The following is a 26,597-nucleotide window of genomic DNA, read 5'->3' on the forward strand; positions in this document are numbered from 1 at the left end:
GTAACGTGAATACGCATTCAGCGTGACGCCGGGGGCACATCTCACCAGGGAGCCGTGCATGCCCAAGATCGACATCGCCGCTGTGCCCGTGCGTAACGGTTCGGGCTATCCGTCTCCGTTCGACGCGCCCTGTACCGCGCGAACACGGCGGCGTCTCGGAGAGGCGGGTGGACTTCGCGATTTCGGCCTTAATCTGATGACCTTGCCGCCGGGCAACTGGTCCAGCCAGCGCCACTGGCACAGTCATGAGGACGAGTTCGTCTATGTACTCGAGGGCGAAGTGACACTTGTGGAAGACGGCGGCCAAACACTATTGCGCGCGGGCGATTGCGCGGCGTTTCCGCAAGGCACCGGCAATGGCCATCACCTGATCAATCACTCCTCTGCAATGGTCGTTTATCTGGAGGTGGGGTCGCGCAACCCGAATGATCTCACCACCTGTTCCGATGTCGACATGATGAGTTCCAACGCCGACGGCCGGTTTGTGCATAAAGACGGTACGCCTTATCCCAAGTGATAACCTGGTGCGCGATCTATGGCGGCGAGAGTCGGTCCATCGGAAAGCGCCGCATCATCTTCCGCCGGTTCGTTCACTCCCGCTTCGCGCAGAAAATGCGCGATCGTTTCTTCGATCACCGACCTGGCGAGCCCTTGCACGATGAACACGAGCCGTGTTGTGTGATCGTCGTCAGGCCATGCTTCAAGCCGTATCGGTTCATGCAGCAACTGCTGCACGCCATGGAACACAACAGGCCGCGATTCGCCGATGAAATTGCCGATCCCCTTGACCCGCAGGATGTGTTCGCCGTGATAGCCGAGCAATACCGTCAACGCGGTTTCGAACGGCTGCATGGGCAATGCCTGCGAGTAGGTCAGGCAGAAACTGTCGATGTCCGGATGAGCCGCACGTGACGCCGCTGCGCCACGCATCAGCAACTTGCGTGGCGAAGGCTCGGCGCGCAACCAGGGCCGCAACGCACGCGGCGTCAGAATATCGAGCAGTTGCTGTGCTTCAATCTCGCCGTTGTGCACCGGGATGCGCGTCGCACCCGGATTCAGCGCTTCAAGCGCCGCTTCGAGTTCGGCTAGCGCGGGCGCATCGACCAGCTCAGCCTTTGTCAGCAACAGCCGGTCCGCGACCGCCACCTGCTGACGCGACTCTTCATGCCGGGCAAGTTGCGCGGCGCCGTGTTTCGCATCCACGGTCGTCACGATGCCGTCGAGCTGCAAACGACCTTCAAGCGCCGGGTCGCCGAGCAGCAGCGAGATCACCGGGCCGGGCCGCGCAAGGCCCGTGGTCTCGATCAGAATCCGCTCGAAGGCGGGAATCTCGCCGCGCGTGCGGCGCTCCAGCAGATCGGCCACGGTCGCAGCCAGTTCGTCGCGCACGCCGCAACACAGACAGCCGTTTTCCAGCAGCGCGATGGTCTCGTCGCGCGAGGTGCTGACGAACAGATGATCGAGACCGATCGCGCCCAGTTCGTTGATCACCACGGCACAACGGCCCAGCGCCGGTTGCGGCAGCAGGCGATTGAGCAACGTGGTCTTACCCGAACCGAGAAAGCCGGTCAGCAATGTCAGGGGAATCGCGGCGAATTGCATGGTGGCTTGTTCCGGCACTCAGATAACCTGCAGATCTTTTCCGACGATGATCTGTCCGTCGAAATGCTTGCGCGCATCGGCCGCCCACATCTCGTCTGTGATCGCGGGATCGCCACCCGGCACGAAATGGCTCAGCACCAGCGTCTTGACGCCCGCCGCCGCGGCGATCCTGCCGACCTGTTCCGTGGTGGTGTGGCTCTTCATGAGGTGATCGAGCAGCGTCGGCGCGTTGTCGACGGTCTTCATCAGTTTTTCGAGCGCGGGCAGGTACATCACTTCGTGCACCAGTACGTCAGCGCCTTTCGCGAACTCGGCCAGCGCCGGGTAGTAGGTCGTGTCGCCAGAAAAGACGACGGTGCGGTCCTTGGTCTCGAAGCGGTAGGCGAAGGCCGGCTTGATCGTGTAGTGATCGACCAGTGTCGAGGTGACACGTACACGCTCGTCTTCCATCACGAGGCGCGGGCCGTCGAATTCATGGATGTTGATCAGTGGCCGGAATGGCGGGCGGCCTTCTTCGCGCATGCGTACGTCGAGATCGATCGCGTTCATATCGACAAAGTCGTCGATCATCTTTGTCATGCGCGGCGGCCCGTACAGATTGACGGGCGTGCGCAGACCGGTGGCCCAGGCGAGAAATACGAGGTTGCCGAGGTCGGCGTTGTGATCCGAATGATGGTGAGTCAGGAAGATGTCGCGGATGCCCGGCAGCTTGATGCCCGCCTTGGTCAGTTGCAGCGCGACGCCGTTGCCGCAATCGACCACATAGGGCTGGCCGTCGACCACCAGCACGTTCGCCGGCGCGGCGCGCAGGTCGGACGGTGTCGGGCCGCCCTTGGTGCCGAGCAGGATCAACTGGGTGCCTTTTGCCGAATGACCCGCGACGGGCGCTGTGCTTGCGGCGTTGGCCGGTGACTGCGCATGGGCGTCCTGCATCCACGGCAGCGCGGCGGTGGTGCCTGCTGTAACGGCGATACGCATGAAATCACGACGGGAGCGGCCGAACGGCTGATCATTCATGGGGCTGTGTCTCCTGAGATCTTTGATGGGGTGCCCGATTCTAGCGCCGGGTGCTGCATCTGCTTGAGCGCTTTAACGAAGCTTAAATCATCATCCCGCCTTTCAGGACGTTTGAAGATACTTGCCCAGGAAGTCGACGAACGTCCTGAGCTTCACCGAGAGCTGGTTCCGTTCCAGATAGATCGCATGGATATTGGCGTCCGGCAACGCCCAATCGTCCAGCAAGGGCACGAGCTCTCCGCGTGCGAGATAACCATCGATCTCCCACTGGGAGCGCACGACAATGCCGCGTCCTTCGAGTGCCCAGTGGAGCACCGCACCCCCGTCGTTGCTCGACAGTGCCCCGTCGACCTTGACCGCTTCCGTTCGCTTGCCGCGTGAGAGGTGCCATGTGCCGTAGGCCGAGTCGTTCTCGCGCAGCACGATGCACGCGTGGCGAGTCAGATCGTGCGGTACTGAGGGCTTGCCATACTGCTCGAGATAAGCCGGCGAAGCGCACACGATGCGCCGGTTCTTCAGCAGCAAACGCGCATTGATACGCGCGTCGGGCACCTCGCCGAAGCGGATGCCCACATCGAAACCTTCATCCTGCAGGCTCATTGGCCGGTCGGTCAGATGCAACTGGATTTTCATCGCGGGAAAGCGCGCGACGAAATCCGACACCGCCGGCGCAATGCGTGCCCGCCCAAACCCGAACGACGCATTCACGCGCAGCAGCCCGGTCGGCTCGGCCCGGCTGCGCATCACCAGTTGTTCCAGCTCCGACAGTTCGTCGAGGATGCGCGAGCCGTTCGAGAGGTAAAGCTCGCCCTCCGGCGTGAGGGAGAGGCGTCGCGTGGTGCGATTCATCAGCCGCACGCCAAGGCGCCGCTCCAGTTGCGCGAGCCGCTTGCTGACCGCAGGCGGCGTCACACCCAGTTCGCGCGCCGCAGCGGCAAGATTGCGATGCCGCGCCACGAGCGCGAACAGGTTCAGATCTGAGAAGCCATCCATTGCACTACTCCCTCGTATTGCTTGATTCGTTCCTGAAAGTTACGACCGGATTGCTTTTTCGGAAACCCAATCGTCTATTTCATGAATTAGACTTCAAGCAACGTCGGGAGGCAACCATGTTCGAAGGTTTTACGGATGCGTCGACCTATGTCGACGGCATCAGGATTCACGCAATCAAGGGCGGAAGCGGCCCCGCGCTTTTGCTGTTGCACGGCCATCCGCAAACGCACGCAATCTGGCACAAGGTTGCGCCCGCGCTCGCCGGGCATTTCACTGTGATTGCTGCCGATTTGCGCGGCTACGGCGACAGCGGCAAGCCGCGAGGCACCGCCGACCATGCCAACTACTCGAAGCGCCGCATGGCGCTCGACCAGGTCGAACTCATGCGTAGCCTTGGCTTCGCCTCGTTCGCGGTGATCGGTCATGACCGAGGCGGACGTGTCGCCGCGCGCATGGCGCTCGATCACCCGGACGCTGTGACGTGCCTCGTCACGCTCGACGTCGCGCCGACGCTGGCGATGTATGAGAAGACCTCGTTCGAGTTCGCGCGCGCCTACTGGCACTGGTTCATGCTGATACGCCCCGCGCCGTTCCCGGAAACACTGATTCGCGCGGATCCTGACCTGTACCTCAAGCAGACGATGGGCGCGCGCAGCGCGGGTCTTGCGCCGTTCACCGCGGCGGCTTACGCGGAATATCTGCGCTGCGTGTCCGATCCCGACACCGCGCACGGCATCTGCGAGGACTACCGCGCGAGCGTGACGATCGATCTCGAGCACGACCGCGCAACGCTGGATGCGCAACAGCAGATCGCCTGCCCGTTTATGGCGCTATGGGGCGCAGACGGCGTGATCGAGCAATGCTTCGATCCGCTCGCGGAATGGCGGGCGTATGCGCCGCACGTGCAAGGCCAGGCGCTGTCTTGCGGTCACTACATCGCCGAAGAAGCGCCGCAGCTCCTGCTGGACCACCTGCTGCCCTTCCTCACCACCCAGGCAATCACGGCCTGAGCGCGCTGGCTCGCAACCGGCCTCAGGATGAACACCATGTCGAAACGAACCCTCTATCAGAAGCTTGTCGATTCGCACCTCGTATCGCGAATCGATGAACAGAACGTGCTGCTGTACGTCGATCTCCATCTGATGAACGAGTACACCAGTCCGCAAGCGTTCAGCGCGCTCGACGCGCGCGGGCGGAGCGTGCGCCGGCCGCGTCAGCAGATGGCCGTCGTGAGCCACATCATTCCCACGCACGCCGAATCGCCGCGGGTGATTCGCGACGCCGCGTCGCTGCTGCAAGCGCAAAACCTCGCACGCAACTGCGAGCGCGCCGGCATCCGGCTGTTCGCGGCGGACGACCCGCTGCAGGGCATCGAGCACATCGTCGCGCCGGAACTCGGACTGATCCGCCCGGGCATGGTCGTGCTGTGCGGCGACAGCCACACCACGACGTATGGCGCGCTTGGCGCGCTGGGGTTCGGCATCGGCACCTCGGAGGTCGAGCATGTGCTGGCGACGCAAACGCTTGTCTACCGGGTGGCGCTGACCATGCGTATCACGGTCGACGGCGCATTGCCGTACGGCACGTCGTCGAAGGATGTGGTCATCTGGCTGATCAGCCAGATCGGCGCCCAGGGTGCGCGCGGCTATGCAGTCGAGTTCAGCGGGTCGACCATTGCATCGCTCTCCGCCGAGGCGCGCATGACGTTGTGCAACATGACCGTTGAAGCGGGCGCACGCGCCGCGCTGATCGCACCTGATCAGACCACCTTCGACTACGTGCGCGCCCATACGCCCTCGCTCGATCAGGCGGCCTGGCAAAACGCACTCGACGACTGGCGCAACCTGTATTCCGATGCCGATGCCAGCTTCGACGCCGAGTACCGCTTCGACGCGCACGACATCGCGCCGTTTGTCACCTGGGGCACGAGCCCCGATCAGGCCGTCGCGATCGATCAGCCTATTCCCGACGAATCGATGCAAGCGACACCCGAAGCCGCCGCATCGCTGCGCCGCGCGCTCGACTACATGGGGCTGTCCGCGCGGCAAGCGCTTGCGGGTACGCACATCGACCGCGTGTTCATCGGCTCGTGCACCAACGGGCGTATTGAAGATTTGCGCACGGTCGCCGCGCTCGTGCGAGGCAAGCACGTTGCTGACGGCGTGCGCGCGATGGTTGTGCCGGGCTCGGGCAGCGTGCGCCGCGTCGCCGAACAGGAAGGCATTGCGCAGACGCTGATCGATGCAGGCTTCGAATGGCGTGAGCCGGGCTGCTCGATGTGTCTCGCGATGAACGACGACGTGCTCGAAGCCGGCGAACGCTGTGCTTCGACAACCAACCGCAATTTCGAAGGCCGCCAGGGACGCGGTGGCCGCACGCACCTGATGAGCCCGGCGATGGCGGCCGCGGCGGCATTGACCGGCTGCATCACCGATGTCCGCACTCTGGAGACACAAGCACCATGACGCGACTCACGATCATCGAGGGCAGCGCTGTGCCGCTGCCGATCGACAACCTCGACACCGACCAGATCATGCCCAAGCAGTTTCTGCGCATCATCGACAAGGCGGGTCTCGCGGATGGCCTGCTATACGACCTGCGTTTTAACGAACACGGCGCGCCGCGCGCCGACTGCGTACTCAACCAGCCCCGCTACGCGAATGCGCGTGTCCTGCTTGGCGGCTCCAATTTCGGTTGCGGATCGAGCCGCGAACATGCGGTATGGGGCTTGCAGCAGTACGGCGTTCAGGCGGTGATCGCGCCGAGCTTCGCGGAGATTTTCTATTCGAATGCGATGAACAACAGGCTGCTGCTCGTGCAACTCGAGCGCGGCGTTGTCGATGCATTGCTGCGCGACGCGATCGACGCTCCCGGCACATCGCTCGCGATCGATCTCGAACGACAAACGGTGACGTCCGCGTCGGGGCACGTGTATGCGTATCCCATCGGCGCGCGTCACAAACGCATGGTGATCGAAGGTATGGACACCGTCGATCTCACCCTGGCTTCCGTCGCCGAGATCGAGGCATTCGAACGCGGGCATTTCGTCCGGCATCCTTGGGCACAGGTGATGTAACGGGCCGCCGCGCTGTCATACGAAACACTGAAGTGCAGAGCGTGGCCTTGTTTACGGCGGCTTCACTCACCGTCCCACAGCGGGGCGAGTTATTCGTAGCGTGTCGAAGCCAGTTCGCGGAACTAGCCGATGCGGCCACGGCGATGCAGTTGTGTCCCAATCTCCGCGATCCTGGCTTCCCCCGCACGCAACGCCTCTGCCGACGTATGTACCGAGTAATAGCCAAGCACAAGTTCGTGCGGATGCGCGACCGCGGAGCCGAGGACGAACTCCGAATCTCCGTTGGCGGTGAACGTCAGGACGTTTTCGGACTCGTCAAACACGACAAGTTCGTTGGAAACCGATTCATCGGCGACGCGCAGGGCACCACGTTGGATACCCAACCACGCGACGGTGTGGCCGGCCGGCGGCGTGTACTGCCACTGCTCGCCAGCCGAAAGCCGCACAAGCAGATAGTTGATGCCTGCGGGTGAGGGCACCGGGCTTTCGGTGTTTTCGTAACGACCCAGGATAACGCGCGCTGGACCCGTTTGCGGGACCTCGCTCACGGATAAATACTGGCTGAAGGGTGTGCCCAGTTCGAGTTCGGGCGGCAACGCGACCCACAACTGATAGCCCCGCACCGGCCCATTGCCTCTCGCCCGGCCGTCGTGCCACACGCCTTGGCCCGCATTCATCCATTCGACGCTGCCGGCGGGCATGATGCCCGATGCGCCCGTGGTGTCTTCATAGTCGACTTCCCCTTCCAGAAGCACGGTCGTCGTGGCAAGCCCCGAATGGGGGTGCATGGAAAAGCGCATTCCGGCTTCCACCGAGCTATCGAAATAGTCGAGAAAGACGAAGGGTTTCAGCACCTCGCCAAGGTCGGACGGGCTGACAAGACGCTTCACGGGGCCGTGTTGGCGACCCGCGGTTCGTGTGACTATCGATCGTCCGCGCCGCGGAACGCTCGAAGTATGAGCAACAGGTTTCATATCGAGCAACGCGCCATCTTCTGCAGAACCTTGCGATGGGGCGCTCGACGGGATCGTTTCGAAAGACATGGTGTTGACTCCCACGGGTACACCGACAACAGAGAAACATCACAGCGAGACGAGCGCCCACTGTATCGGGTAAGCGCCGCCTCGACGCGTCCATTTTCCTAGCTCGCCTTCAGGGGCGAAACACGCAAAGCGACCCGGCCGGAACGCGCGTCCAGGCTGAAAGCGCCGGCGCCGAACCAGGTGATTTGCAGGAGGCCGCCGGCCATCATCACGTTCTTGAGGAAGTGAATCATCTGGTTCTGATCGGCGAAGTTGTGGTGAAAGAACATTGCAGTGACCACACAGAACACCGCCATCCCCAGCGACACGGCGCGCGCCCTGTAGCCAGAGATCAGCAGCAGGCCGCCGCCCAACTCGGTCAGCACGGCGAGAACGAACGCCAGTGGCGGAACAGGCAGCCCCATGGCGGCGATATAGCCAACCGTCGCCCCATACGCTGCGAGCTTGCCCAGCCCGCTCATGACAAACGGCGCACCGATCAGAATGCGGCCTAACAACGGAAGAAATTTAAAACGTTCCATGACAATCTCCAGAAATGAATTGACGGAGGTGGATGACAAGAAAGGGAATTAGCCGGCGTCCACCATCACCAGCTCAGAATCTTCAAGAGCGGAAATCCGTGCGGCAGCGACCTTCGTGATCGCCACGCCGTCTAGCGGGCCAACGGGCTCGCCGTTTACTTCGATGCGTCCCGATGCCACGACGAGGTAGGCGCTGCGCGCTGAACCCAGTTCGTGTTGAACGCTTTCACCTGCCTTCAGCATTGCGCCGAGCACACGTGCATCGGCGCGAATAGGCAGGGCGCCTTCATCGCCGTCGAATCCGCTGGCAAGGACAACGAACCGCCCGGACCGGTCGCTTTTGGGAAACGGCTTGGTATCCCATGCAGGTTCGCCGCCGGCTTCACGCGGCAGGAGCCAGATCTGGTAAAGCTTGAGCGGTTCCTCGCCGCGGTTGAACTCGGCGTGGCGTATGCCCGTGCCGGCACTCATGACCTGGACGTCGCCCGTGTGGATCGTTCCCTCGGAGCCCAAAGTGTCCCGATGTCCGAGCAGGCCCTGGCGCACATAGGTGATGATTTCCATGTCACGGTGCCCGTGCATGGGGAACCCGCTGCCGACGGCGATCTCGTCGTCGTTCCAGACAATCAGGGGACCGAGGGCGGCGTGCGCGGGATTGCCATCGGCGCTGACCGCGAAATGGTGTTTCGCGCGCAGCCAGCCGAGATTTCCCCGATCCAACGATTCCCAACGCCTGTGTGTGAGCATGTCCGCCTCCGTTTTCCGCCATCGCCAATGCGACGCTTGTTACCTGTGCTATCTGCCGAATTCGGCTCTGGTGCAGGCCGTGAGACGAATGCTATATTTGCAATGAACGTGCGCATAGATGCTGGATTAGAACGCATCGTTGTCATGGATAGAACGATTGGAAGGAGTGAAGCCTGCCATGAACACAATCACTGACCTCAACGATCTCCGGCTCTTCTCAGAGGTGGTCGAGCATGGCAGCTACACGGCGGCCGCGCGCAGCCTCGGCTTGCAGACGTCCAAGCTCAGCCGGCGCATTCGCGCGCTGGAAGAGGAACTTGGTGTTCGCCTGCTGAATCGCACGAGCCGGAGTCTGTCGTTGACGGAAACCGGGCGGCAATTTCATCAGCATTGCCTTGCCCTCGTAGCGGAAGCGAAGGCTGCCAGAGATATCGTGGACCGCACGCGCTCCAAGCCGCAGGGCACCGTTCGCATCGCCTGCCCCGTGGCCTTACTGGAGTCCGGCATCTCCGCAGTCATCGCGCGATACGTTGAAGACAACCCGGATGTCCAGGTTCTGCTGGATGCAACCAACCGTCGTGTGGATGTCGTCGAGGAAGGCCTGGACTTCGCCATCCGGGTCAGGCTTCCGCCGTTGGAGAACACCGATCTCGCGGTGCGTCAGTTGGGTTTGTCGATCCATATTCTGGTTGCGAGTCCCGAACTGGCGGCGCGCCATCCGGCGCCGGGCTCGATCGAATCCGTGAAGGGATGGCCCACGCTCTCCATGGCCAGCAGCAGCGAGCGATTTGTCTGGAACCTGCTCGACGCCGAGGGAGAGGTGACATCGTGGGCGCATCAGCCGCGCCTCGCCACCGACGACCTGGCCAGCCTTCGGGTCGCGGCCATATCGGGTGTTGGCGTGGCACTGCTGCCGAGAGAGCTGGTTGAGGCCGATATTCAGGCGGGTCGGTTGCAGCACCTGCTGCCAGGTCTGGCTACCGCGCCCGGCCTCGTCCATGCGATTTTTCCCACGCGCCGTGGCATGGTTCCCGCCGTGCGTCACCTGCTCGATGCACTTGTTTCGGGATGCGAAGATTCGAACTGGCAGCGCTAGCTTGGCCACCTGCTCCGGGTTACTTAAAGCCTCGCATGCCGGTCGAGCATGCGTGCCAGGCGCAGAATGTCGGCAACTCCGAAGTCGTCATGAATAAAGGCGCCGCGGGTGCGATCGCTGCCGACGTCGCGAATGGTCTCGACAGCGCGTAAGCGCTCCCGCAACAGAGCCTCCAGGGCGTCAACCAGCAAGGCCCTGTCGCGGGCGCACAGTTCGTCATGGTTCTGTACTGTGCGAGACATCTTCCCGCGAATCTGTGTCGGCATATTCATGTAAACGCTGCTCGTGGTGGTCTGCGATGGACTAGTACCCTGCAGTCGCCTTCAACTCCAGATAGTCGCTCAGCCCGAACTCCGCATGCTCGCGACCATTGCCGGACTGCTTGTAGCCACCGAAAGGCGCGCCGGCGTCCCAGGGCGCCTCGTTGATATAGACGTTCCCTACGCGCAACCGCGCGGCAACACGACGGGCCTTTTCCTTGTCGGCGGTCTGCACATAGCCGGCCAGTCCATAGATGCTGTCGTTGGCGATGCGGATCGCGTCTTCTTCATCGCTGAAGCCGATGATGGACAGCACCGGGCCGAAGATTTCCTCGCGCGCTATGCGCATGGTCGGCAGCACGTCGGCGAATACGGTCGGCCGCACGAAATAGCCTTGCTGGAGACCGGCAGGGCGGCCTGGTCCGCCCGCGACGAGCGTCGCTCCCTCCTCGATGCCGCTTTCGATCAAGCCTTGGATATGCTGATACTGGCGCGCGTTGACCACGGGTCCCAGTTCTGTATCCGGCAGCTCGGGCGCGCCGGTACGAATCGATTCGGCTTCGCGAGCCGCTATTCGCGCCGCGTGCTGCATCATGTCCTTGGGGACGAGCATGCGGGTCGGTGCGCTGCACGACTGGCCGCAGTTCAGATAGCTCGCACGCACACCATGCGCGACAGCGCGTTCGAAATCGGCGTCCGCGAAGATGATGTTGGCCGACTTGCCGCCGAGCTCCTGATGCACGCGTTTCACCGTATCGGCCGCCGCTTTCGCCACCGCCACGCCGGCGCGCGTCGAGCCCGTGATCGACACCATGTCGACCTCCGGATGTCTTGCGAGCGCGTCGCCGACGATTGCGCCATCGCCATTCAGCACGTTGAAGACGCCGGGCGGGAAACCGGCTTCGTGCACCATCTGTGTAAAGCGCAATGCGCTGAGTGGCGAGAATTCACTGGGTTTGACGACCATCGTGCAGCCGGCCGCGAGCGCCGGCGCAACCTTGACGACGAGCTGGTTCATCGGCCAGTTCCACGGCGTGATGAGCGCGCAGACCCCAATCGGCTCGCGGCTCAACAAGGTCTCGCCGCGCTGTTCGGTAAACGCGAAATCGCCGAGTACGCGGATCGCCGTTTCCAGATGCGCGCGACCGAGTGCGATCTGCGCGTTGCGGGAAAAGCTGCTGGCTACGCCCATTTCCGTGGTCATCAGCGCGGCCATCTCGTCGGATGCCGCGTTGTAGAGTTCGAGCAGGCGGGTCAGCAAGCGCTTGCGTTCTTCGCGCGAAGTCGCGGCCCAGCCGCCGAACGCTGCTCTGGCCGCGGCAACCGCGCGATGGGCGTCTTCAACGTTGCCCATTGCCAGGCTGCCAATCGGCTGTTCCGTGGCTGGATTGATCAACTGAAAACGGCCGTCCCCCAGCGGGGCGACCCACTCGCCATTGATATAGAAACTGTCTGCCCTGTTCATGCGATGCCTCCAGGTTCGAGACGCGCGCCGCACGGGTCGCGCGCTGAACGATCAGTGAAAATAGATGCCGCCGCAGACGTTGAGCGCCTGGCCGGTGACAAATGCCGACTGCTCGGAGGCGAAAAAGCACACCGGTCCGACGATGTCCTCGGGCGTGCCAAGGCGTTTCAATGCAGCGACCTCTTCCCAGTGCCGGACGGCTTCGTCGCTACCCAGATTGTTGCGGCCCATTTCAGTCAGGATGATGCCTGGACAGATCGCATTCACGGTGATGCCGTCCATGCCTGCCTCCTGCGCGAGCACGCGGGTGAGCGTGATGACGGCCGATTTGGTGGCAGCGTAATGACCCTGGTTGGCCACGCCCTGGCGCCCGGCGATCGACGCGATGTTGATCACGCGCCCCGACTTGCGTGCCCGCATGTGCGGCACGACCGCCTGGCACATCAGCAGCACGCCTTTTACGTTGACATCGAAATGGGCGTCCCACGTTGCTTCATCGAGGTCCTGGAGCAGGGACAGCTTGAGGATGCCGGCGTTGTTCACGAGCACGTCAATACGCCCCGCGTCGCGCAATGCGGCTTGCACCGTGGCGTCGACCTCGTCTTTTTTGCTGACGTCGGCAAGGTACGTATAGGCCTTGCGATCGAGAGCGGTAATCAGGCCGGCGGTTTTGCGCAGATCGGCCTCCTGACGTGCGAGGTCGGTAATCACCACGTCGTAGCCGGCTTGTGCCAGACCAACGGCGACGGCCTGGCCGATTCCGCGGCTTGCGCCGGTGACAAATGCGACACGGCGTTGCTGGGTATTTTGCATGGGTTGTCTCTATCGATCAGAGTTGATGAGTTGCTGTGAGCGTGTCCTGGCGCACGGGCAGCGAGGTCATGGCCGCAACGGTGTCGTCGAACGATTTGAGCTTGCCTTGCGAGCCGAGGCCCATCGCGACCCTGGCCGCGACGGCCGAAGCGAATCGCGCGGACTCTTCGAGCGACCATCCTTTGATGATCCCGACGATGATCCCCGCGGTAAAACTGTCGCCGCACCCTGTCGTATCGGAGACGGGCACCTCGAAGGCCGGCAGATGGAACACGCGGCCGCGCTCGGACGCCACGTAGACGCCGTTTGCGCCCAAGGTCAGGATGCAGTTCTTGACGCCGCGCGAGAGGAAGAAATCGGCGACCGCGGGCACGCTGCTCGTGCCGGCCATCTCGGAGGCTTCGTCGATACTCGGCACAAAATAATCGAGGTAGGGTAGGCATGGTTCGACCAACGCGATCGTCTCCGGATTCGCCTGAATCAGGTCGAACGTGGTGATCCGCCCCAGCTCCTTCGCACGACGCAGCAATGCAACGGTCGGCTCACCGTCGAACGCTTTCAGCAGGCCGGTGCCGCCCACATGAATGATGCGTGCATCAAGCGCGGTGTCGAGATCGTCTGGCGCGACTTCGAACACCGTCGCACTGCCCGGTACGTGAAGCGCGGGCCGCTCGCCATTGGGGCGTACCGGCAGGATTGTCGCGGATGTTTGCACCGACGACGTGCGTTTGACGAGCGAGCAGTCGACACCATAGTTCCGCATCTTCGACACGAGGAAGTCGCCCATGTCGTCGTCGCCCACGGTGGTCACCGAGCGTGTCTTGATGCCGAGGATCGCGCACGCAACCGCGGTGGCGCCGGCGGTGCCGGCCACCGTCATGCAGATTTCGTCGATGAACGCCGCGCGGCCGCCCGGCGGAATCGCGGTGACAGGGCGGCCAAGCACGTCGAGGACGTGAAAGCCGATTGAACTGACATCGAAAGTAGTCACTGTCTATCCTCTTATATTTAGTGTGAGCGGCGGCGCATTGCGAAACTGGCCGCGAGCACGACGAAAACCAGAATGCCGATTCCAACCTGTTGCCAGTAGAAGTTCCATCCCACCAGCAGCAAGCCGTTCTTCATGGCGGCCAGCATCAGCACGCCGAGCAGAGTGCCGATCACGCTCGGACGGCGTTCCTGGCTCAGTGTCGTGCCGATAAAGGTCGCGCCGATAGCGTCGAGCAGGAACGCGTTGCCGGACAGCGGCACATACGATTTGACGGTAGCCGACAGCAGGATGCCGGTGATGCCCGCGAGCAGCGCGCAGGCCACGTAGACCCATGAAAGCTGACGGGCGACGCGAATGCCCGAATACCGCGCGACGCCAGGTTGCACACCGAGCGCGACGATTTGCCGTCCGAACACCGAACGGTGCAGAACGAGAAAGACGACGACCGAGCAGGCTAGCAGTACCCAGGCCGGAGTCGGCACATGCAGCAGCGCCGTGCGCGCGATCTGATCGAACTGGTGCGCGGGTTCGCCAGTGATCAGGTAGATTGGCTGGCCGCCCGCCGTGGCGAGCTGTTGTGTGCTTTGGCCGATGAACAGCATGCCGAGCGTGGCGAGAAACGGGCTGATCTTGAAGCGCGTGATAAGCACCGCATTGATCAGCCCGACCATGGCCGCCGCGCCGAGACCAGCCGCGACGCCGACGACGCTGCCGTAACCTGCGGCGAGCAGCATCACGAACACCATGCTCGACAGGTCGACTGCAACGCCGACCGACAGGTCGATCCCGCCGGACGATACGACAAGGGTCAGGCCGAGCGCGACGATCGCGAGCAGCACGACATTGTTCACCAGCACATTGAACAGGTTCGCCGGCGCGAGGAAGGTCGGCGTGACAATCGAAAATACGATGCAGATCCCGATAAACACGAACAGCAGCGCGTAATTGCCGAGCAGGCTGCGCACTTGCTGCATGTGGCGGGACGGGATGTCCGCTGGGGTAGGCGTTGTGCTCATCGTCCACTCTCCGGTTTGCGGGCGAAAGAGGTCGTGGCGACCACCAGCAGGATCAACGCGCCCTGAAAACCGTTGACCCAGTAGCTCGAGACGTTGAGCAGCTGGAAGCCGTTCGCGAGGCAGCCGATGAACAGCACGCTCAGGATCGTGCCACCGATAGTCGGCACGAAACGGCGCGAGAACACCGTGCCGAGCAGCGCGGCGGCGAGCACGCTCAGCAGCATGTCACCTGATCCGGGTGTGCTCGAACTCAGCCGCGAAACCATCAGGACGCTGGCGATCGCCGCGCTCAGTCCGCTGAACAGGTAGGAGAACATCACGTAGCGTGATACGCCGATGCCCGCCGCGCGTGCCGCCTCCGGATGTCCGCCCACCGCGTAGAGACGTAAGCCGAAGCTGGTGAAGTGGACGAGCGCAATCATGAACAGCGAGACGGCGATGAGAATCCACGCGAGCGCGGAGATGCCGAATAGCGACCACGAGCTCATGACGGTGATCAACGGCGACGTCACGCTCAGCACGGTGTTCTGCGTGACGGTCAACTCGACGCCCGCCGCGATGTTCATGACCGCGAGTGTGGCGAGCAACGGCAGGATGCCGAGCCATACCACCGCCACGGCATTGAGCGCGCCGATCGCAAGGCCTACCGCCGCGACCGCGATCAAGGCGGTACCGTCCGAATAGCCGAGCGTCAGGAGCTTGGCGAACACGGCTGCGCAGACACCCATGTTCGCAGCGATAGAGAGGTCAATGCCGCCCTCGGTGACGTTCGAGCCGCCCGCAATGATGACGACTGACATGCCGAATGCCATCACACCGAGAATCGCGGACTGCTCGACGATGTTGATCAGATTGCCGGGCATCAGAAAGCCCGGCGCCAGCACGGCGAAGTAAAGCAGGATCAGGGCGAAAGTCGCGACCGCGCCGATACGGATCGCGAATGCGCCTATCGACCGGCGGCGTGCGCGGCGCGGCGTGGCCACGCCGGCGCTACCGTCGGCGCCGGCGTCTGCCGGATCATGCACGAGAGGACGCTGAATGGCGGTCATACGGTGGCTCCTTCATTGAGCTGCGCGCCCGACGATGCCGCCAGCAGATGATCGCTATCGAGCCGCGCGCCGCTGTACTCGCCGACGAGCGCGCCGCGATACACCACGAGCACGCGGTCGCAGAAATCGGAGAGCTCCAGCAGGTCGGACGACAGCATCAGGATGGCCGCGCCTTCCCCGGCGAGCCGGTTCAGCAGCGTGTAGATTTCGACTTTCGCGGCGACATCCACCGCGACGGTGGGCTCGTCCAGCACATAGACTTTGGACTGGCAGCTCAGCCATTTGGCGATCGCCACCTTCTGCTGGTTGCCGCCCGACAGATTGCGCACCAGCGTTTCGCCGCCGGGTGTTTTGATCGATAGTTCGCGAATCAGATCCGTGACAATGGAGCGTTCGCTGCCGCGCCGCATGAAGCCAAGCTGGCTGTAGCGGCCGAGGCTCGCGAGACTGACGTTCTCCCGTACCGAAAGGCCGAGCGCGACGCCGTGCGCGCGGCGGTCCTCGGGCAGCATGGCGATGCCGTGGCTTACGGCCTGCATCGGCGAGGCGAGGGTGACAGGTTGGCCTGCCACGCTAATCGTGCCGCTATCCGGCTGTTTGAGGCCGAACAGGCACTGCACGATATCCTTCGCGCCGGAGCCGAGCAGGCCGGTCAGGCCGACGATCTCGCCGCGCCGCACGGTCAGGCTGATGTCGGCAAAACTGCCCTCGCGCGTGAGGTTCGCAACCTCGAGCATCGGCGCGCCAATCTCGCACTCGCGGGGCGGGAACATTTCGCCGACGTCGCGCGCGATCATCATCGAAATGATGTCGTCCATCGGCGTCTGTTTCGGCGAGACGACGCCGACGTCCGTGCCGTTGCGCATCACGGTGACGGTGTCGCACAGCGATTCGATTTCCTGCATGTAGTGCGAAATGAAAATCACCGCGATGCCGTCGTCGCGCAAGCGGCGCAGCACCGTGAAGAGACTGTCCACTTCTTTCTTGACGAGCGCCGCCGTGGGTTCGTCGAGCACCAGCACGCGAGCCTTCTGGGCGAGTGCGCGGGTGATCTGAACGATCTTTTGCTGGGCTGTGGTCAGGTCCTGCACGAGCAGACCCGGATCGAGTTCCAGATCGAAGTACGTCTTCAGCAATTCGGCGGCGCGGCGGTCCATCGTGCGCCGGCTGATGAAGATGCCGGCGCGTGGCTCATGACACAGGAAAACGGCCTCGCCAATGGTGGCCGTGGGCACCAGCAAGCGGTCCTGATGGATGAAGTGGACTCCGAGCCGTTCGACGCTCGCCGGATTCAGGCGGCCGACCGGCTCGCCCATGATCTCGATACTGCCGCTGTCCGGCGTGACGATGCCGGCCAGTACCTTGATGATCGTCGACTTGCCGGCGCCGTTCTGGCCCACCAAACCGTGAACCGTGCCGCACGCCACTTCGAGATTCGCGTCGGCGAGTGCCTGCACGGCGCCGAACCGTTTCCCGATGTTTTTCATTGAAATGGCAATGCGCTGTTCGCCTGTGCGCATACTTCCCTCCTTAAATCGCGTGGCCGCGAGGGCGACGCCGGATCTCTGCCATGCTTGCGCGCCGTGATAGGACGCGAACGCATGCATGACGTCCGGCGCGGGCTCCTGCGGTTACTTCGCACCGACCTTGGCGGCGTCGTCGAGCAGCGGCCTGGACGTTGTGGCTGCATTCTCCTTGCTGACGAGAACGGACGGCACGAACGTGAACGGCGGCACCTTCTGGCCCGACAGATATTTAGCGACATTCATGGCCGACGCGCGGCCGATTTCATACGGACGTTGTGCGCCTACCGCGCCGGCCGGAGAATTCGGGTCGGCGACCATCTTGATCACATCCGGGCTGCCGTCGATCGCGTAGGTGCGCACCTCGTTGCGTTTGGCCGCCTGAACCGCCTGCGTCGCGCCGATCTGCGGCACGTCCCAGCACGCCCAGATCGCGTTGATCGAGCCCTTCGCCGGATACTTGGTCAGCATGTCGGTGACGTTCGAATACGCGCTTTGAACCGTGTTCGGAATCACGTCGCGCAACTCGGGCTCGATGATCTTCACATCGGGGTAGGCGCTCAGCACGTACTTCATCTGGTCATAGCGGATTTTGCAGACCGGCACGCTATAGAAGCCGTTGAACACCAGCACGTTGCCCTTGCCACCCATGTCCGAAACCATTTGTAGCGCGACTTCCGAACCCAGCGAATAGTTGTTCGAGGTGGTGACGTTCAGCGAATACGGCGTAGCGGTGTCGACGGTAAAGAGCGGGATGTTCGCCGCGCGGATCTTCGCGAGCCATGGATTCAGCACGCTGACGTTGCCGAGAATCTCCACGATCGCATCCGGCTTCTGCGCGATCAGGGTTTGCAGTTGTGCGATCTGCGTCTGATCCTTGCGGCCGGCATCGAGCGCGATGGCCGTGCCGCCCAGACGTTTGATCTCGTCCTGCACGCCGCGAAATGCCATCAGGTCCCAGTAGTGATCGGTGCCCGTAATCGATACGCCAATGCGCTTGCCCGCGAGCGACGGCTCCGCGTGGGCTGCCTGAGCGAGCAAGCCGGACGCGAGCGCGAGCAGTGTCGCGAATGAAGCGATGCGCAAGGCACCCGGCGTGCGTCGTGCGGCGGCCTTAATAGTTTTCATGCCTGTCTCCTGATTGTGAACGTGTCTGGTGTTGTGGCCTGCTTGAGAATGAAGCGAGGCCTTGGTTAGACATCCTTTTCCTGACGTGTGACGCGGTGCTTTATTTCTGCTTTATTTCAACAGCTAATCCTGATGACCATAGTTCGCCATCCGCGAAATAACCCGCTCGATTTCCTGCTCGGACAGCAGCGGCGGTTCGGTGATCTGCAGGCAGGTCAAATACTGACGCGCGAGTGTTTCCACTTCAACCGCCAGCCACATGGCCTTCTCGAGCGAGGTGCCGGTGGCGATCATGCCGTGGTGCGCGAGTAGACAAGCCTTACGGTCCTGCAGCGCGGCGACCGCGTTGGCCGACAGTTCGTCTGTGCCGAACGTCGCATAGGGGGCGCAGCGAATGTCGCTGCCGCCCGCGACGGCCACCATGTAGTGGATCGGCGGAATGCGTTGCTCGAGGATCGACAGCGACGTGCTATACGGCGGGTGCGCGTGCACGACCGCGTTGACGTCGGGGCGCGCGAGCAGAATGTCCAGATGGAAACGCCATTCGCTCGATGGCTGGCGCGTGCCTTGGCATTCGCCGTCCAGCGTCATATACACGATGTCCTCGGGCGTCATCGCGTCGTAGGGCATGCTGGTCGGCGTGATGAGCATGCCGTCGGGTTCGCGTACGCTGATGTTGCCCGACGTGCCCTGGTTGATGCCAAGTGCGTTCATGCGGCGGCACGCGTCGATGATCGCCTGGCGTTTCTGGATGTCGTTGTGGTTCATGGAGTGAGCCTGTTAGCCGGAATTACCAGGAGGTGTAGCCACCGTCTACCGGGACGATGGAACCCGTCATATACGAGGACGCGGGAGAGGCGAGAAAGACGACCGCCGCAGCCACTTCGCCGGGCTCACCGCAGCGGCCCATCGGCGTCATGTCCATCCACACGTCGAAGAGTTCGGGCCGTGCGCGCATGGCAAGCGTCATTTCGGTGCCGATATAGCCGGGCGCCAGTGCATTCACGCGGACGTTGTCGCGCGCCCACTCGGTGGCCAGCGCCTTGGTCAGCATGTGAACGGCACCCTTGCTGGTCATATAGGAGGCCGCGGTTTGCGGCCGGTTGACGATCAGTCCGGACATGGAGCCGAGGTTCACGATGCTGCCCGAGCGGCGCGCAACCATGTGCCTGCCGAACGCACGCGAGGCCCAGAAAAGACCGTTCACATTGATGTCCATCACCTGCCGCCATTCTTCATCCGGCGTATCGAGGGCTGCGTTGAGGCGGGCAATGCCTGCGCTGTTCACCAGCACATCGACCTGTCCGTGCTCGCTGACCACCCGGTCAGCCACGCTTTGCAGCGCGGCCGGGTCGGTGACATCGACGGCATGCGCCGATGCCGCAAGTTGTTCGTCGCGCAAGGTCTGAACGGCGCGGTCCAATGATTGGGTATCGCGGTCGAGCAGGACGACGCGTGCGCCGCATTGCGCCAGTGCCCGGGCGGATTCGAGGCCGATCCCGCTGGCGCCGCCTGTTACAACCGCGATCAGCCCGTCGAGAGCGAATCGGCTCCGGTAGCTGGTGGCATGGTTTTCGATGCTGACGACTTGTCCGGTTTCAACTTGCCTGCTGCTCATGATCTCCTCGTATCGATGCCGACGGGTCTCGCTCCTCGATGATTCGCCCTAATTTCTGTACCGACCGAACGGTACAGATTAGGTCGCCAGTTTGCGCTTGAATGCCGGTCATGCCATGGCAACGGGACGCTTTCGATCTACTGGATGACGACGGGGTGAGACTACCGAATTCAGTGCTTGACGTGGTTAGTACCAGCTGGTTATAACCAGAATAATGGTCGGTGGCCGGAGCAAAGTCAAGACGCTTTTTTCGGGTTTTGCAAGGCTCAGGGTTGTTCCGTATGCCGGATAATCGAAGCGAATCCATCTTGGTCAGTCATGTCAGTTACCTCTGAAAACATCGATCTCCACGACCTGTTGCGCGAAGCGCACGCACTCGATCGCGACAGCCCGTTGCCGCTTTGGGTGCAGGTCAAGAACACCCTCGAGGCCGCCATCGGCCATCCGGGCATTGGCCCGAACGCGCGCGTGCCGTCGGAACAGAACCTGTGCGAATTGCTAGGCGTCTCGCGGCCGATCGTTCGGCTCGCGCTCGACGCCATGGTCAAAACCGGTCTCATCACCAAAGTGCCGCGGCAGGGCATTTACGTCACGCCCCGAAAAACGGACGTGGAGTTCGCTTCGATGAACGAGAGCCTGTTCGGCGAAATCAGCCGTGGGCACCGGGTTACGACGCACGTGCTGTCCCTGTCGCGCGACAAGCCGACGCAGCACGAGCGCGAGGTGCTTGCGTTGCCGCCGGGCGCGGACGTTCTGCGGCTCTACCGGCTGTACTCGGTCGACGACGTGCCCACCGCATTGTCATGGCTGGTGCTGGCCGGACATCGCGTGCCGGGTCTCGAGGCGCTGATCGCCGATAACGTCTCCGCCTATGACGTGATGTCCGAGCGCTACGGCTTGCGCATCGATTTTTCCGAGCGCTGGTTCGAGGCGGCCGTTCCCACCGCGGAGCAGGCGGCGCTGCTGCAACTGTCGGACGGTCAGGCGGTTGTCGCGATCGAGTCGATTGGCCGCACGGGCGACCGCTTGCCGCTCGAGTACTACAAGTGCCTCTACAGCACCGCATACAGCAGGATCCACGTGACGGCGCACGCTCGCGCCGGGGCGTAGCCGTCCGCGGTTCCGGCGCCTGGCTCGCGACGGCGCATGCGTCGTGGTGAGCCAGGCAATTCGGTAATCCGCACGGCAGCTTGTCGTAAACCCGGGCGCAAAATGTTTTGACAGGGCGAAGCGCGCGATTTACTGTACCGATCAGTCGGTCCATATTTGGCCGAAAGACTGTGATGTGCCGATCAACGCCGTGCCCACGATTCAAGCCGTCGCAGACATTCATTGGAGACGTATGAACAGCGATACCGCGCCGCTCTGGCAACCAGGGCATGACGAACTGACGCGCTCGAACCTCGCGCGCTTCGCGACTGCGTATGGTTTCGATCCGGCCGACTACGCCACGCTGCATCGCTGGTCGATCAGCGAACTCGACGCTTTCTGGAACGCGGTTTGGGACTTCACCGGTGTGATCGGCGAGCGCGGAGACATTGCGCTCGAGCGTGCGGGCGAGAGCGAGATGTTCGGTGCGCGTTGGTATCCGCAGGCGTCGCTCAATTTTGCCGAGAATCTGCTGTGTGGCGACGACACGCGTCTGGCCGTGATCGAAGCAGGCGAAGACGGCGACTTACGACGCGTCACGATGGGTGAACTGCGCGCGCTCGTTGCACGGGCGCAGTCCGGGTTGAGACGGCTAGGCGTGGCGCGCGGCGATTGTGTCGCGGGCATTTTGCCGAACAATGTGGACGCGCTGGTCGCGTTGCTCGCTACAGCTTCGCTCGGTGCAGTGTGGGCGTCCTGTTCACCGGACTTCGGCGCGCCCGGCATTATCGACCGCGCGGGCCAGGTGAATCCGAAGGTGCTGATCGCCGCGCGCTCATACGTCTACAACGGCAAGCGTTTTTCACTCGACGAAAATCTCGCGCTGGTGATGAAGGGACTCGGCGGTCTCGAGCATCTGGTCGTGACCGCCGACGAACCCGGTCCGCTGGCGGCCTGCGGCGTGAACTGCCAGACCTGGAAGGCCATGTGCGATAACGCCGGCGCGACGCTCACATTCGAACGCGTACCGTTCGCGCACCCACTGTACGTGATGTTCACCTCGGGCACGACCGGATTGCCGAAGGGCATCGTGCACACAACGGGAGGGGTGCTGCTGCAACATCGCAAGGAGCACATGCTCCATTGCGACGTGCGTCCCGGCGACGTGATGAGCTGGTACACGAATACGGCCTGGATGATGTATCACTGGGTAATTTCGGGCCTGGCGAGTCATGCGGCCGTGGTGCTGTACGACGGTGCGCCGATCGTCAAACGGGACGACGGCCTCGACCATGGCGTGTTGTGGCGTGTCGCCGAAAAAGCCGGGGTCACGCACTTCGGCACAAGCCCGCGCTATCTTGCGTCGCTTGCCGAAGCGCAGTACGAGCCGGGTCGGCTGCATGATCTGAGCGGGTTGCGCAGCGTGTTGTCGGCCGGCGCGCCGGTGTCGGCGGAACAGTTCGACTGGCTTTATCGGGCGGTCAGCAAGGACATGATGTTCGCGTCGATTTCGGGCGGCACGGAGATCATCGGTTGCTTCGTGCTTGGGTCGCCGCTGCATCCGGTACGGCGCGGCGAAATTGCGTGCAAGGGACTCGGCATGGCGGTCGACGTGCTCGACGAACGCGGGGCGTCGGTGATCGGGCGCAAGGGCGATCTCGTTTGCACGGAGCCATTCCCGAGCGCACCGTTGACCTTCTGGGGTGAAAACGGTAACGCGCGTTTCCACGCCGCCTACTATGAAGCACGCCCAGGTATCTGGACGCATGGCGATCTGGCCGAGCAGACGGCGCGCGACTCGGTGATCATCTACGGGCGTACGGACACGACGCTCAAGCCCGGCGGCGTGCGGATCGGCACGGCGGAGATCTATCGTGTCGTCGAGGCGCAGCCGGAGATTCAGGACTGCATCGTGTTCGGCCGCGCGATTCCCGACGACGAAGAAGTCGTGCTTTGCGTAGTGATGAAGGACGGCTACGCGATGGATGATGGGTTCATCGCCAGACTGCGCAGCGAAGTACGCCAGAAGGCGTCGCCGCGTCACGTACCACGTCATGTGTATCAGGTGAGCGCCGTGCCTTATACGATCAACGGTAAGCGGGTCGAAGGGGCGGCGCGCTCGATCGTCGCCGGCAAGCCCGTGAAGAACCTCGGTTCGCTTGCCAACCCCGACTGTCTCGACGAGTATGCCGCGCTGCGTATCGAGGAGCACGCATGAACCGTCGATCGATGGGCGCAATCGCCGGCATCGGTGAGTTGAAGCCGATGCGGCGCACCGAAGGCGCCACGACGCTCGAATTCATTGCGCAAGCAGTCCGGCTTGCCGTTGCCGATGCCGGTCTGGACAAGGACGCGATCGACGGCCTGCTGGTCGGTCCGCAGGTTGGTGAAACGCCGCAGCATGTGCCGGCCACCGTTGCCGAATATCTCGGCTTGCAGCCGCGTATGTCGAACGTGGTGGACCTGGGCGGCGCCAGTGGTGCGGGCATGGTATGGCGTGCGGCGGCTGCGATTGCCGCCGGCATGTGCGACGCAGTGGTTTGCGTTCTCGCGAATGTGCGCGAAGCGGAACAGCCGCGTTCGCCGAATCGCAATCCAATCCGTGAGTTTGATGTGCCGTTCGGCGCGTCTGGCGCCAACATTTCCTACGCGTTGCCCATGCAGCGGCACATGGCTGAATTTGGCTCGACGCCGCGGCAGTTCGCGCGCATTGCGTCGCTCGCTCGACAGAATGCGCAGCTCAATCCCGATGCGATTTTCTACGGCCAGCCGGCTAGCGTCGAGGAGGTGCTGGCGTCGCCGGTGATCGCCAGTCCGTTGCATCTGTTTGAGATCGTGATGCCGGTGGCAGGCGGCGCGGCGGTCGTGGTGGTCAGTGCGGAGCGCGCGAAAGCGCTGAAGCATCCCCCCGTGCATCTGTTGGGCGCCGGCGAAAAGCTCACGCATCGCGCGATCAGTCAGGCACCTTCACTGACCTCGGGGCCGTTGAAACCCGCGATGCAACACGCGTTGGCACGTGCCGGACTGAGCGCCGCCGATATGAGCCTGCTGTCGTTCTACGATTGCTACACGATCATGGTCGCACTGACGATCGAGGACGCCGGCCTCTGCGCACCGGGACAGTTCGGCCACTGGATGGACGAGCATACGTTCGGCCACGCCGGCGACTTTCCGTTGAACACGCACGGCGGCCAGCTTGGCTGCGGACAGGCGGATCTGGCGGGCGGCATGACGCATATTGTCGAGGCGGTCCGGCAACTGCGTCACGAGGCAGGCGCGAGGCAGATCGCCAATGCGCAGACGGCGCTTGTTACCGGCAACGGCGCGACTGTCAGTGAAGCGACCGCACTCGTTCTGGGAGCTGACTCGTGATCGAATCCTATGACGGCCTGGTCGTTCCCGGCCCGATAACAACCCATATCAGTGCACCGTTCTGGGCTGCGGCACGCGAAGGAGAACTGGCGTTGCAGCAGTGTGACGCGTGCGCGCAATACTTCTTTTATCCGCGTGCCTTTTGCCCGCATTGCTGGAGTGAGCGAACCACATGGCGACGCGCCAGTGGTGAAGGCGTTATCAAGAGTTTCTCGATCATTCATCGGCCGGGCCATTTTGCGTGGACCGAGGCCGCGCCGTACGTGATCGCGCTGATCGAGCTTAAGGAGGGACCGACGATGCTGAGTCAGATGGCCGGTGTAGGCATTGAAACAGTTCAGGTCGGCCAATTCGTGCAGGTGAGTTGTACGCAGGTTGGCCAGCACATCCTGCCGTTCTTCCGCCTGCAAACTGGGTCCATCGGATCGACAGCCGGGAGCAACGAAGCATGAGCTGTGATGCGCGAGAGGCCTATCTGCTGGACGGCGTGCGTACCCCGTTTGGAAAGTATCGTGGCGCATTGGCCGCGCTCGATTCGTTGCAACTTGGACAGCATGTGATCGGTGAAATGGTCGCGCGCCATCCTTTGGCCGCACGGCCCGATGCGGCGCTGTTCGGCGTGGTCGTGCAGGCGGGGCTCGGGCAGAATCCGGCACGCATTGCGGCGGTGCGGGGCGGCGTCGATCCGTCGACACCCGCACTCACGCTCAACAGCGTGTGTCTCGCGAGTCTTGAGGCAGTGTGCGACGCAACACGCCGGATACGCGGCGGAGAAGGAAACCATTACCTGGTGGGCGGATTCGATTCGATGTCCCGCGCCGCGCGGCTCGCGCCGGGCGAATTCGATCCACCGGACGCGCCGCTGCGCAGTGCGTTGCATAACGACGGCCTGAGTTGCGCGATCTCTGGTCTTTCGATGGGCGACTTATCCGAGCAGTGCAACCGGGCGCTCTGTATTGGCCGGCAGGAACAGGATGAATGGGCCATGCTGTCACAGCAGCGCGCGGCGAGGAGCATGGCGTTTCGCGAGGAAAACGAGCTGGTGCCGATATCGAGCGGCGGCGTGCTCGTGTCATCGGACCAGGGCATTCGCGGCGATGTCTCGTTAGCCGGAATGTCCGCGCTGAAACCCGCTTTTTCTCCTGACGGCACGATCACGGCGGCCAACGCTTCGCAGATGTCCGATGGTGCGAGCGCCGGCATTGTAGTGAGCGGCGCGGTCGTCGCCCGGCAAGGACGCGAACCGCTTGCCCGTATCGTCGACTGGGGCTGGGTGGCTGGGCCAGATGCGACCTTGCATCTGAAGCCGGCGGCGGCGATCCGATTGCTGCTGAAAAAACAGAACCTGCGTGCATCGGATATCGATCTCTACGAGATCAACGAAGCGTTTGCGGCGGTGGCGATTGCATCGGCGCGCGAACTGGGTTTATCGACGGACGTCGTGAATGTGAACGGTGGCGCGATCGCGATTGGTCATCCACTCGGCGCATCCGGTTTTCGCCTGTTGCTTACGCTGGCGCTGGAACTCAGGCGGCGCGGTGCGCGGCGTGGCATCGCTTCGCTATGCGGAGGCGGCGGGCAAGGTCTGGCGGTGTTGATCGAGAACACCGATTTTCAATGAACACGAAGGAGCGGAAATGAGCGACAGGAATGGATGGACCGGCACGATTCGCGGCATGCCCGCCGTGGGCGCGGTAGCGGAGCGCAACAAGACGATGAGCATGCGCGACATTGAACTGTTCACCGAGATTTCGGGCGATCGCAACCCGCTGCATTACGACGAAGCGCTGGCGCGTGACTCGATGTTCGGCGGCTTGATCGTGCAGGGCGGCGTGACGACCGGCATTCTGAATGCGCTCGTCGCCGAAGATCTGCCGGGGCCCGGTACCGTTTTTCTCGGCATGGAGTTGAAATTCTCGAAAGCGGTGTATGTTGGCGATACCATTACTGGGCGCGTCGAGCTCAACACGGTTCGCGAGGATAAGCCGATCTGTACGATCGAGATATCGATCAGGAATCAGAAGGGCGATGTCTGCGTCAGCGGTACCGCGACCACGTATACCACTGCGCTTCTGAAAGACTAGCGAGCACGCGCCGCGCTAACCGGCATCAGCCGAATCGGCTCCGGCGCCCGTGTGTGCGGATCGCTATCTTTTGCTTTAGCAGGTACCTACGCCA

At 62.9% G+C, this 26,597-nt stretch carries 27 protein-coding genes; 11 read left to right on the forward strand and 16 right to left on the reverse strand.

The window, feature by feature from the left end:
• Positions 1 to 58 precede the first annotated feature (58 nt).
• A complete protein-coding gene (locus GH665_RS22750; protein ID WP_153139119.1) occupies positions 59 to 517 on the forward strand; it encodes a cupin domain-containing protein in 459 nt (152 codons plus the stop codon).
• Here the strand turns inward: GH665_RS22750 and GH665_RS22755 are convergent.
• From GH665_RS22755 to GH665_RS22765, 3 genes are all read right to left on the reverse strand, one after another.
• Positions 505 to 1,602 (reverse strand): CobW family GTP-binding protein, encoded by a 1,098-nt coding sequence (locus tag GH665_RS22755; RefSeq protein ID WP_153139121.1) that lies wholly within the window; start codon positions 1,600 to 1,602, stop codon positions 505 to 507. The genes GH665_RS22750 and GH665_RS22755 overlap by 13 nt on opposite strands.
• Positions 1,603 to 1,620: 18 nt before the next feature.
• Entirely contained in the window at positions 1,621 to 2,580 is a 960-nt protein-coding gene (locus GH665_RS22760; RefSeq protein WP_153142241.1) for an MBL fold metallo-hydrolase, read from the reverse strand.
• Between the two features lie 141 nt (positions 2,581 to 2,721).
• Positions 2,722 to 3,612, reverse strand: coding sequence for a LysR family transcriptional regulator (locus tag GH665_RS22765; protein ID WP_153139123.1), 891 nt, complete (start codon positions 3,610 to 3,612; stop codon positions 2,722 to 2,724).
• A gap of 116 nt (positions 3,613 to 3,728) precedes the next feature.
• On the opposite strand from GH665_RS22765, the gene GH665_RS22770 reads away from it, so the two are divergent.
• The 3 genes from GH665_RS22770 to leuD are packed head-to-tail and all read left to right on the forward strand — an operon-like array spanning position 3,729 to position 6,688.
• Positions 3,729 to 4,622, forward strand: a complete 894-nt coding sequence (locus GH665_RS22770) for an alpha/beta fold hydrolase (protein ID WP_153139125.1) — start codon at positions 3,729 to 3,731, stop codon at positions 4,620 to 4,622.
• Between the two features lie 36 nt (positions 4,623 to 4,658).
• Positions 4,659 to 6,077 carry a 3-isopropylmalate dehydratase large subunit gene (gene leuC / locus GH665_RS22775; protein ID WP_153139127.1) on the forward strand — a complete coding sequence of 473 codons (1,419 nt, stop codon included), beginning with the start codon at positions 4,659 to 4,661 and terminating at the stop codon, positions 6,075 to 6,077.
• On the forward strand, positions 6,074 to 6,688 hold the full coding sequence (gene leuD / locus GH665_RS22780; RefSeq protein WP_153139129.1) for a 3-isopropylmalate dehydratase small subunit: 615 nt from the start codon (positions 6,074 to 6,076) through the stop codon (positions 6,686 to 6,688). The genes leuC and leuD overlap by 4 nt, the downstream gene beginning before the upstream one ends.
• Before the next feature lie 122 nt (positions 6,689 to 6,810).
• On the opposite strand, the gene GH665_RS22785 is transcribed toward leuD, so the two are convergent.
• From GH665_RS22785 to GH665_RS22795, 3 genes are all read right to left on the reverse strand, one after another.
• On the reverse strand, positions 6,811 to 7,578 hold the full coding sequence (locus GH665_RS22785) for a pirin family protein (protein ID WP_343038759.1): 768 nt from the start codon (positions 7,576 to 7,578) through the stop codon (positions 6,811 to 6,813).
• 251 nt (positions 7,579 to 7,829) lie between these two features.
• Positions 7,830 to 8,252 (reverse strand): DoxX family protein, encoded by a 423-nt coding sequence (locus GH665_RS22790; RefSeq protein WP_153139132.1) that lies wholly within the window; start codon positions 8,250 to 8,252, stop codon positions 7,830 to 7,832.
• 48 nt (positions 8,253 to 8,300) lie between these two features.
• The gene (locus GH665_RS22795; RefSeq protein WP_153139133.1) at positions 8,301 to 8,999 is read right to left on the reverse strand and encodes a pirin family protein; all 699 of its coding nucleotides are present in this window, start codon (positions 8,997 to 8,999) and stop codon (positions 8,301 to 8,303) included.
• Positions 9,000 to 9,177: 178 nt separating this feature from the next.
• Between GH665_RS22795 and GH665_RS22800 the strand changes: the two genes are divergently transcribed.
• Positions 9,178 to 10,095: a LysR substrate-binding domain-containing protein gene (locus tag GH665_RS22800; protein WP_153139135.1), complete on the forward strand. Its 918-nt coding sequence runs from the start codon at positions 9,178 to 9,180 to the stop codon at positions 10,093 to 10,095.
• Positions 10,096 to 10,118: 23 nt separating this feature from the next.
• Here the strand turns inward: GH665_RS22800 and GH665_RS22805 are convergent, their stop codons facing one another.
• The 10 genes from GH665_RS22805 to GH665_RS22850 all read right to left on the reverse strand — a co-directional run bounded on the left by GH665_RS22805 (position 10,119) and on the right by GH665_RS22850 (position 19,958).
• Positions 10,119 to 10,367: a hypothetical protein gene (locus GH665_RS22805; RefSeq protein WP_153139137.1), complete on the reverse strand. Its 249-nt coding sequence runs from the start codon at positions 10,365 to 10,367 to the stop codon at positions 10,119 to 10,121.
• 31 nt (positions 10,368 to 10,398) lie between these two features.
• On the reverse strand, positions 10,399 to 11,820 hold the full coding sequence (locus tag GH665_RS22810) for an aldehyde dehydrogenase family protein (RefSeq protein WP_153139139.1): 1,422 nt from the start codon (positions 11,818 to 11,820) through the stop codon (positions 10,399 to 10,401).
• 51 nt (positions 11,821 to 11,871) lie between these two features.
• Positions 11,872 to 12,633, reverse strand: coding sequence for an SDR family NAD(P)-dependent oxidoreductase (locus GH665_RS22815; protein ID WP_153139141.1), 762 nt, complete (start codon positions 12,631 to 12,633; stop codon positions 11,872 to 11,874).
• 16 nt (positions 12,634 to 12,649) lie between these two features.
• Positions 12,650 to 13,624, reverse strand: a complete 975-nt coding sequence (locus tag GH665_RS22820) for a carbohydrate kinase family protein (protein ID WP_153139143.1) — start codon at positions 13,622 to 13,624, stop codon at positions 12,650 to 12,652.
• Between the two features lie 17 nt (positions 13,625 to 13,641).
• Complete coding sequence (locus GH665_RS22825; RefSeq protein ID WP_217361942.1) at positions 13,642 to 14,598, reverse strand: ABC transporter permease; 957 nt, start codon at positions 14,596 to 14,598, stop codon at positions 13,642 to 13,644.
• 38 nt (positions 14,599 to 14,636) lie between these two features.
• Positions 14,637 to 15,689, reverse strand: a complete 1,053-nt coding sequence (locus tag GH665_RS22830; protein ID WP_153139148.1) for an ABC transporter permease — start codon at positions 15,687 to 15,689, stop codon at positions 14,637 to 14,639.
• On the reverse strand, positions 15,686 to 17,209 hold the full coding sequence (locus tag GH665_RS22835; protein WP_217361900.1) for a sugar ABC transporter ATP-binding protein: 1,524 nt from the start codon (positions 17,207 to 17,209) through the stop codon (positions 15,686 to 15,688). The genes GH665_RS22830 and GH665_RS22835 overlap by 4 nt, the downstream gene beginning before the upstream one ends.
• 111 nt (positions 17,210 to 17,320) lie before the next feature.
• A complete protein-coding gene (locus GH665_RS22840) occupies positions 17,321 to 18,340 on the reverse strand; it encodes a sugar ABC transporter substrate-binding protein (protein WP_153139150.1) in 1,020 nt (339 codons plus the stop codon).
• 123 nt (positions 18,341 to 18,463) lie between these two features.
• Positions 18,464 to 19,108, reverse strand: a complete 645-nt coding sequence (locus tag GH665_RS22845; protein ID WP_153139152.1) for an L-fuculose-phosphate aldolase — start codon at positions 19,106 to 19,108, stop codon at positions 18,464 to 18,466.
• Positions 19,109 to 19,130: 22 nt separating this feature from the next.
• Entirely contained in the window at positions 19,131 to 19,958 is an 828-nt protein-coding gene (locus GH665_RS22850; RefSeq protein WP_153139154.1) for an SDR family NAD(P)-dependent oxidoreductase, read from the reverse strand.
• 318 nt (positions 19,959 to 20,276) lie between these two features.
• Here GH665_RS22850 and GH665_RS22855 point away from each other — a divergent pair, with 318 nt between their 5' ends.
• The 6 genes from GH665_RS22855 to GH665_RS22880 all read left to right on the forward strand — a co-directional run bounded on the left by GH665_RS22855 (position 20,277) and on the right by GH665_RS22880 (position 26,503).
• Positions 20,277 to 21,068 (forward strand): GntR family transcriptional regulator, encoded by a 792-nt coding sequence (locus tag GH665_RS22855; protein WP_153139156.1) that lies wholly within the window; start codon positions 20,277 to 20,279, stop codon positions 21,066 to 21,068.
• Positions 21,069 to 21,300: 232 nt separating this feature from the next.
• Positions 21,301 to 23,265: an acetoacetate--CoA ligase gene (locus GH665_RS22860; protein ID WP_153139158.1), complete on the forward strand. Its 1,965-nt coding sequence runs from the start codon at positions 21,301 to 21,303 to the stop codon at positions 23,263 to 23,265.
• Positions 23,262 to 24,419 (forward strand): thiolase family protein, encoded by a 1,158-nt coding sequence (locus GH665_RS22865; RefSeq protein WP_153139160.1) that lies wholly within the window; start codon positions 23,262 to 23,264, stop codon positions 24,417 to 24,419. Before GH665_RS22860 ends, GH665_RS22865 begins: the two co-directional genes overlap by 4 nt.
• Positions 24,416 to 24,871: a Zn-ribbon domain-containing OB-fold protein gene (locus GH665_RS22870; RefSeq protein ID WP_153139162.1), complete on the forward strand. Its 456-nt coding sequence runs from the start codon at positions 24,416 to 24,418 to the stop codon at positions 24,869 to 24,871. The genes GH665_RS22865 and GH665_RS22870 overlap by 4 nt, the downstream gene beginning before the upstream one ends.
• Positions 24,868 to 26,040, forward strand: a complete 1,173-nt coding sequence (locus tag GH665_RS22875; protein ID WP_153139164.1) for a thiolase family protein — start codon at positions 24,868 to 24,870, stop codon at positions 26,038 to 26,040. Before GH665_RS22870 ends, GH665_RS22875 begins: the two co-directional genes overlap by 4 nt.
• A gap of 16 nt (positions 26,041 to 26,056) precedes the next feature.
• Positions 26,057 to 26,503: a MaoC family dehydratase gene (locus GH665_RS22880; RefSeq protein WP_153139166.1), complete on the forward strand. Its 447-nt coding sequence runs from the start codon at positions 26,057 to 26,059 to the stop codon at positions 26,501 to 26,503.
• The last annotated feature ends 94 nt before the right edge of the window (positions 26,504 to 26,597 follow it).

This window comes from Paraburkholderia agricolaris (assembly GCF_009455635.1).
Taxonomy (GTDB): domain Bacteria; phylum Pseudomonadota; class Gammaproteobacteria; order Burkholderiales; family Burkholderiaceae; genus Paraburkholderia; species Paraburkholderia agricolaris.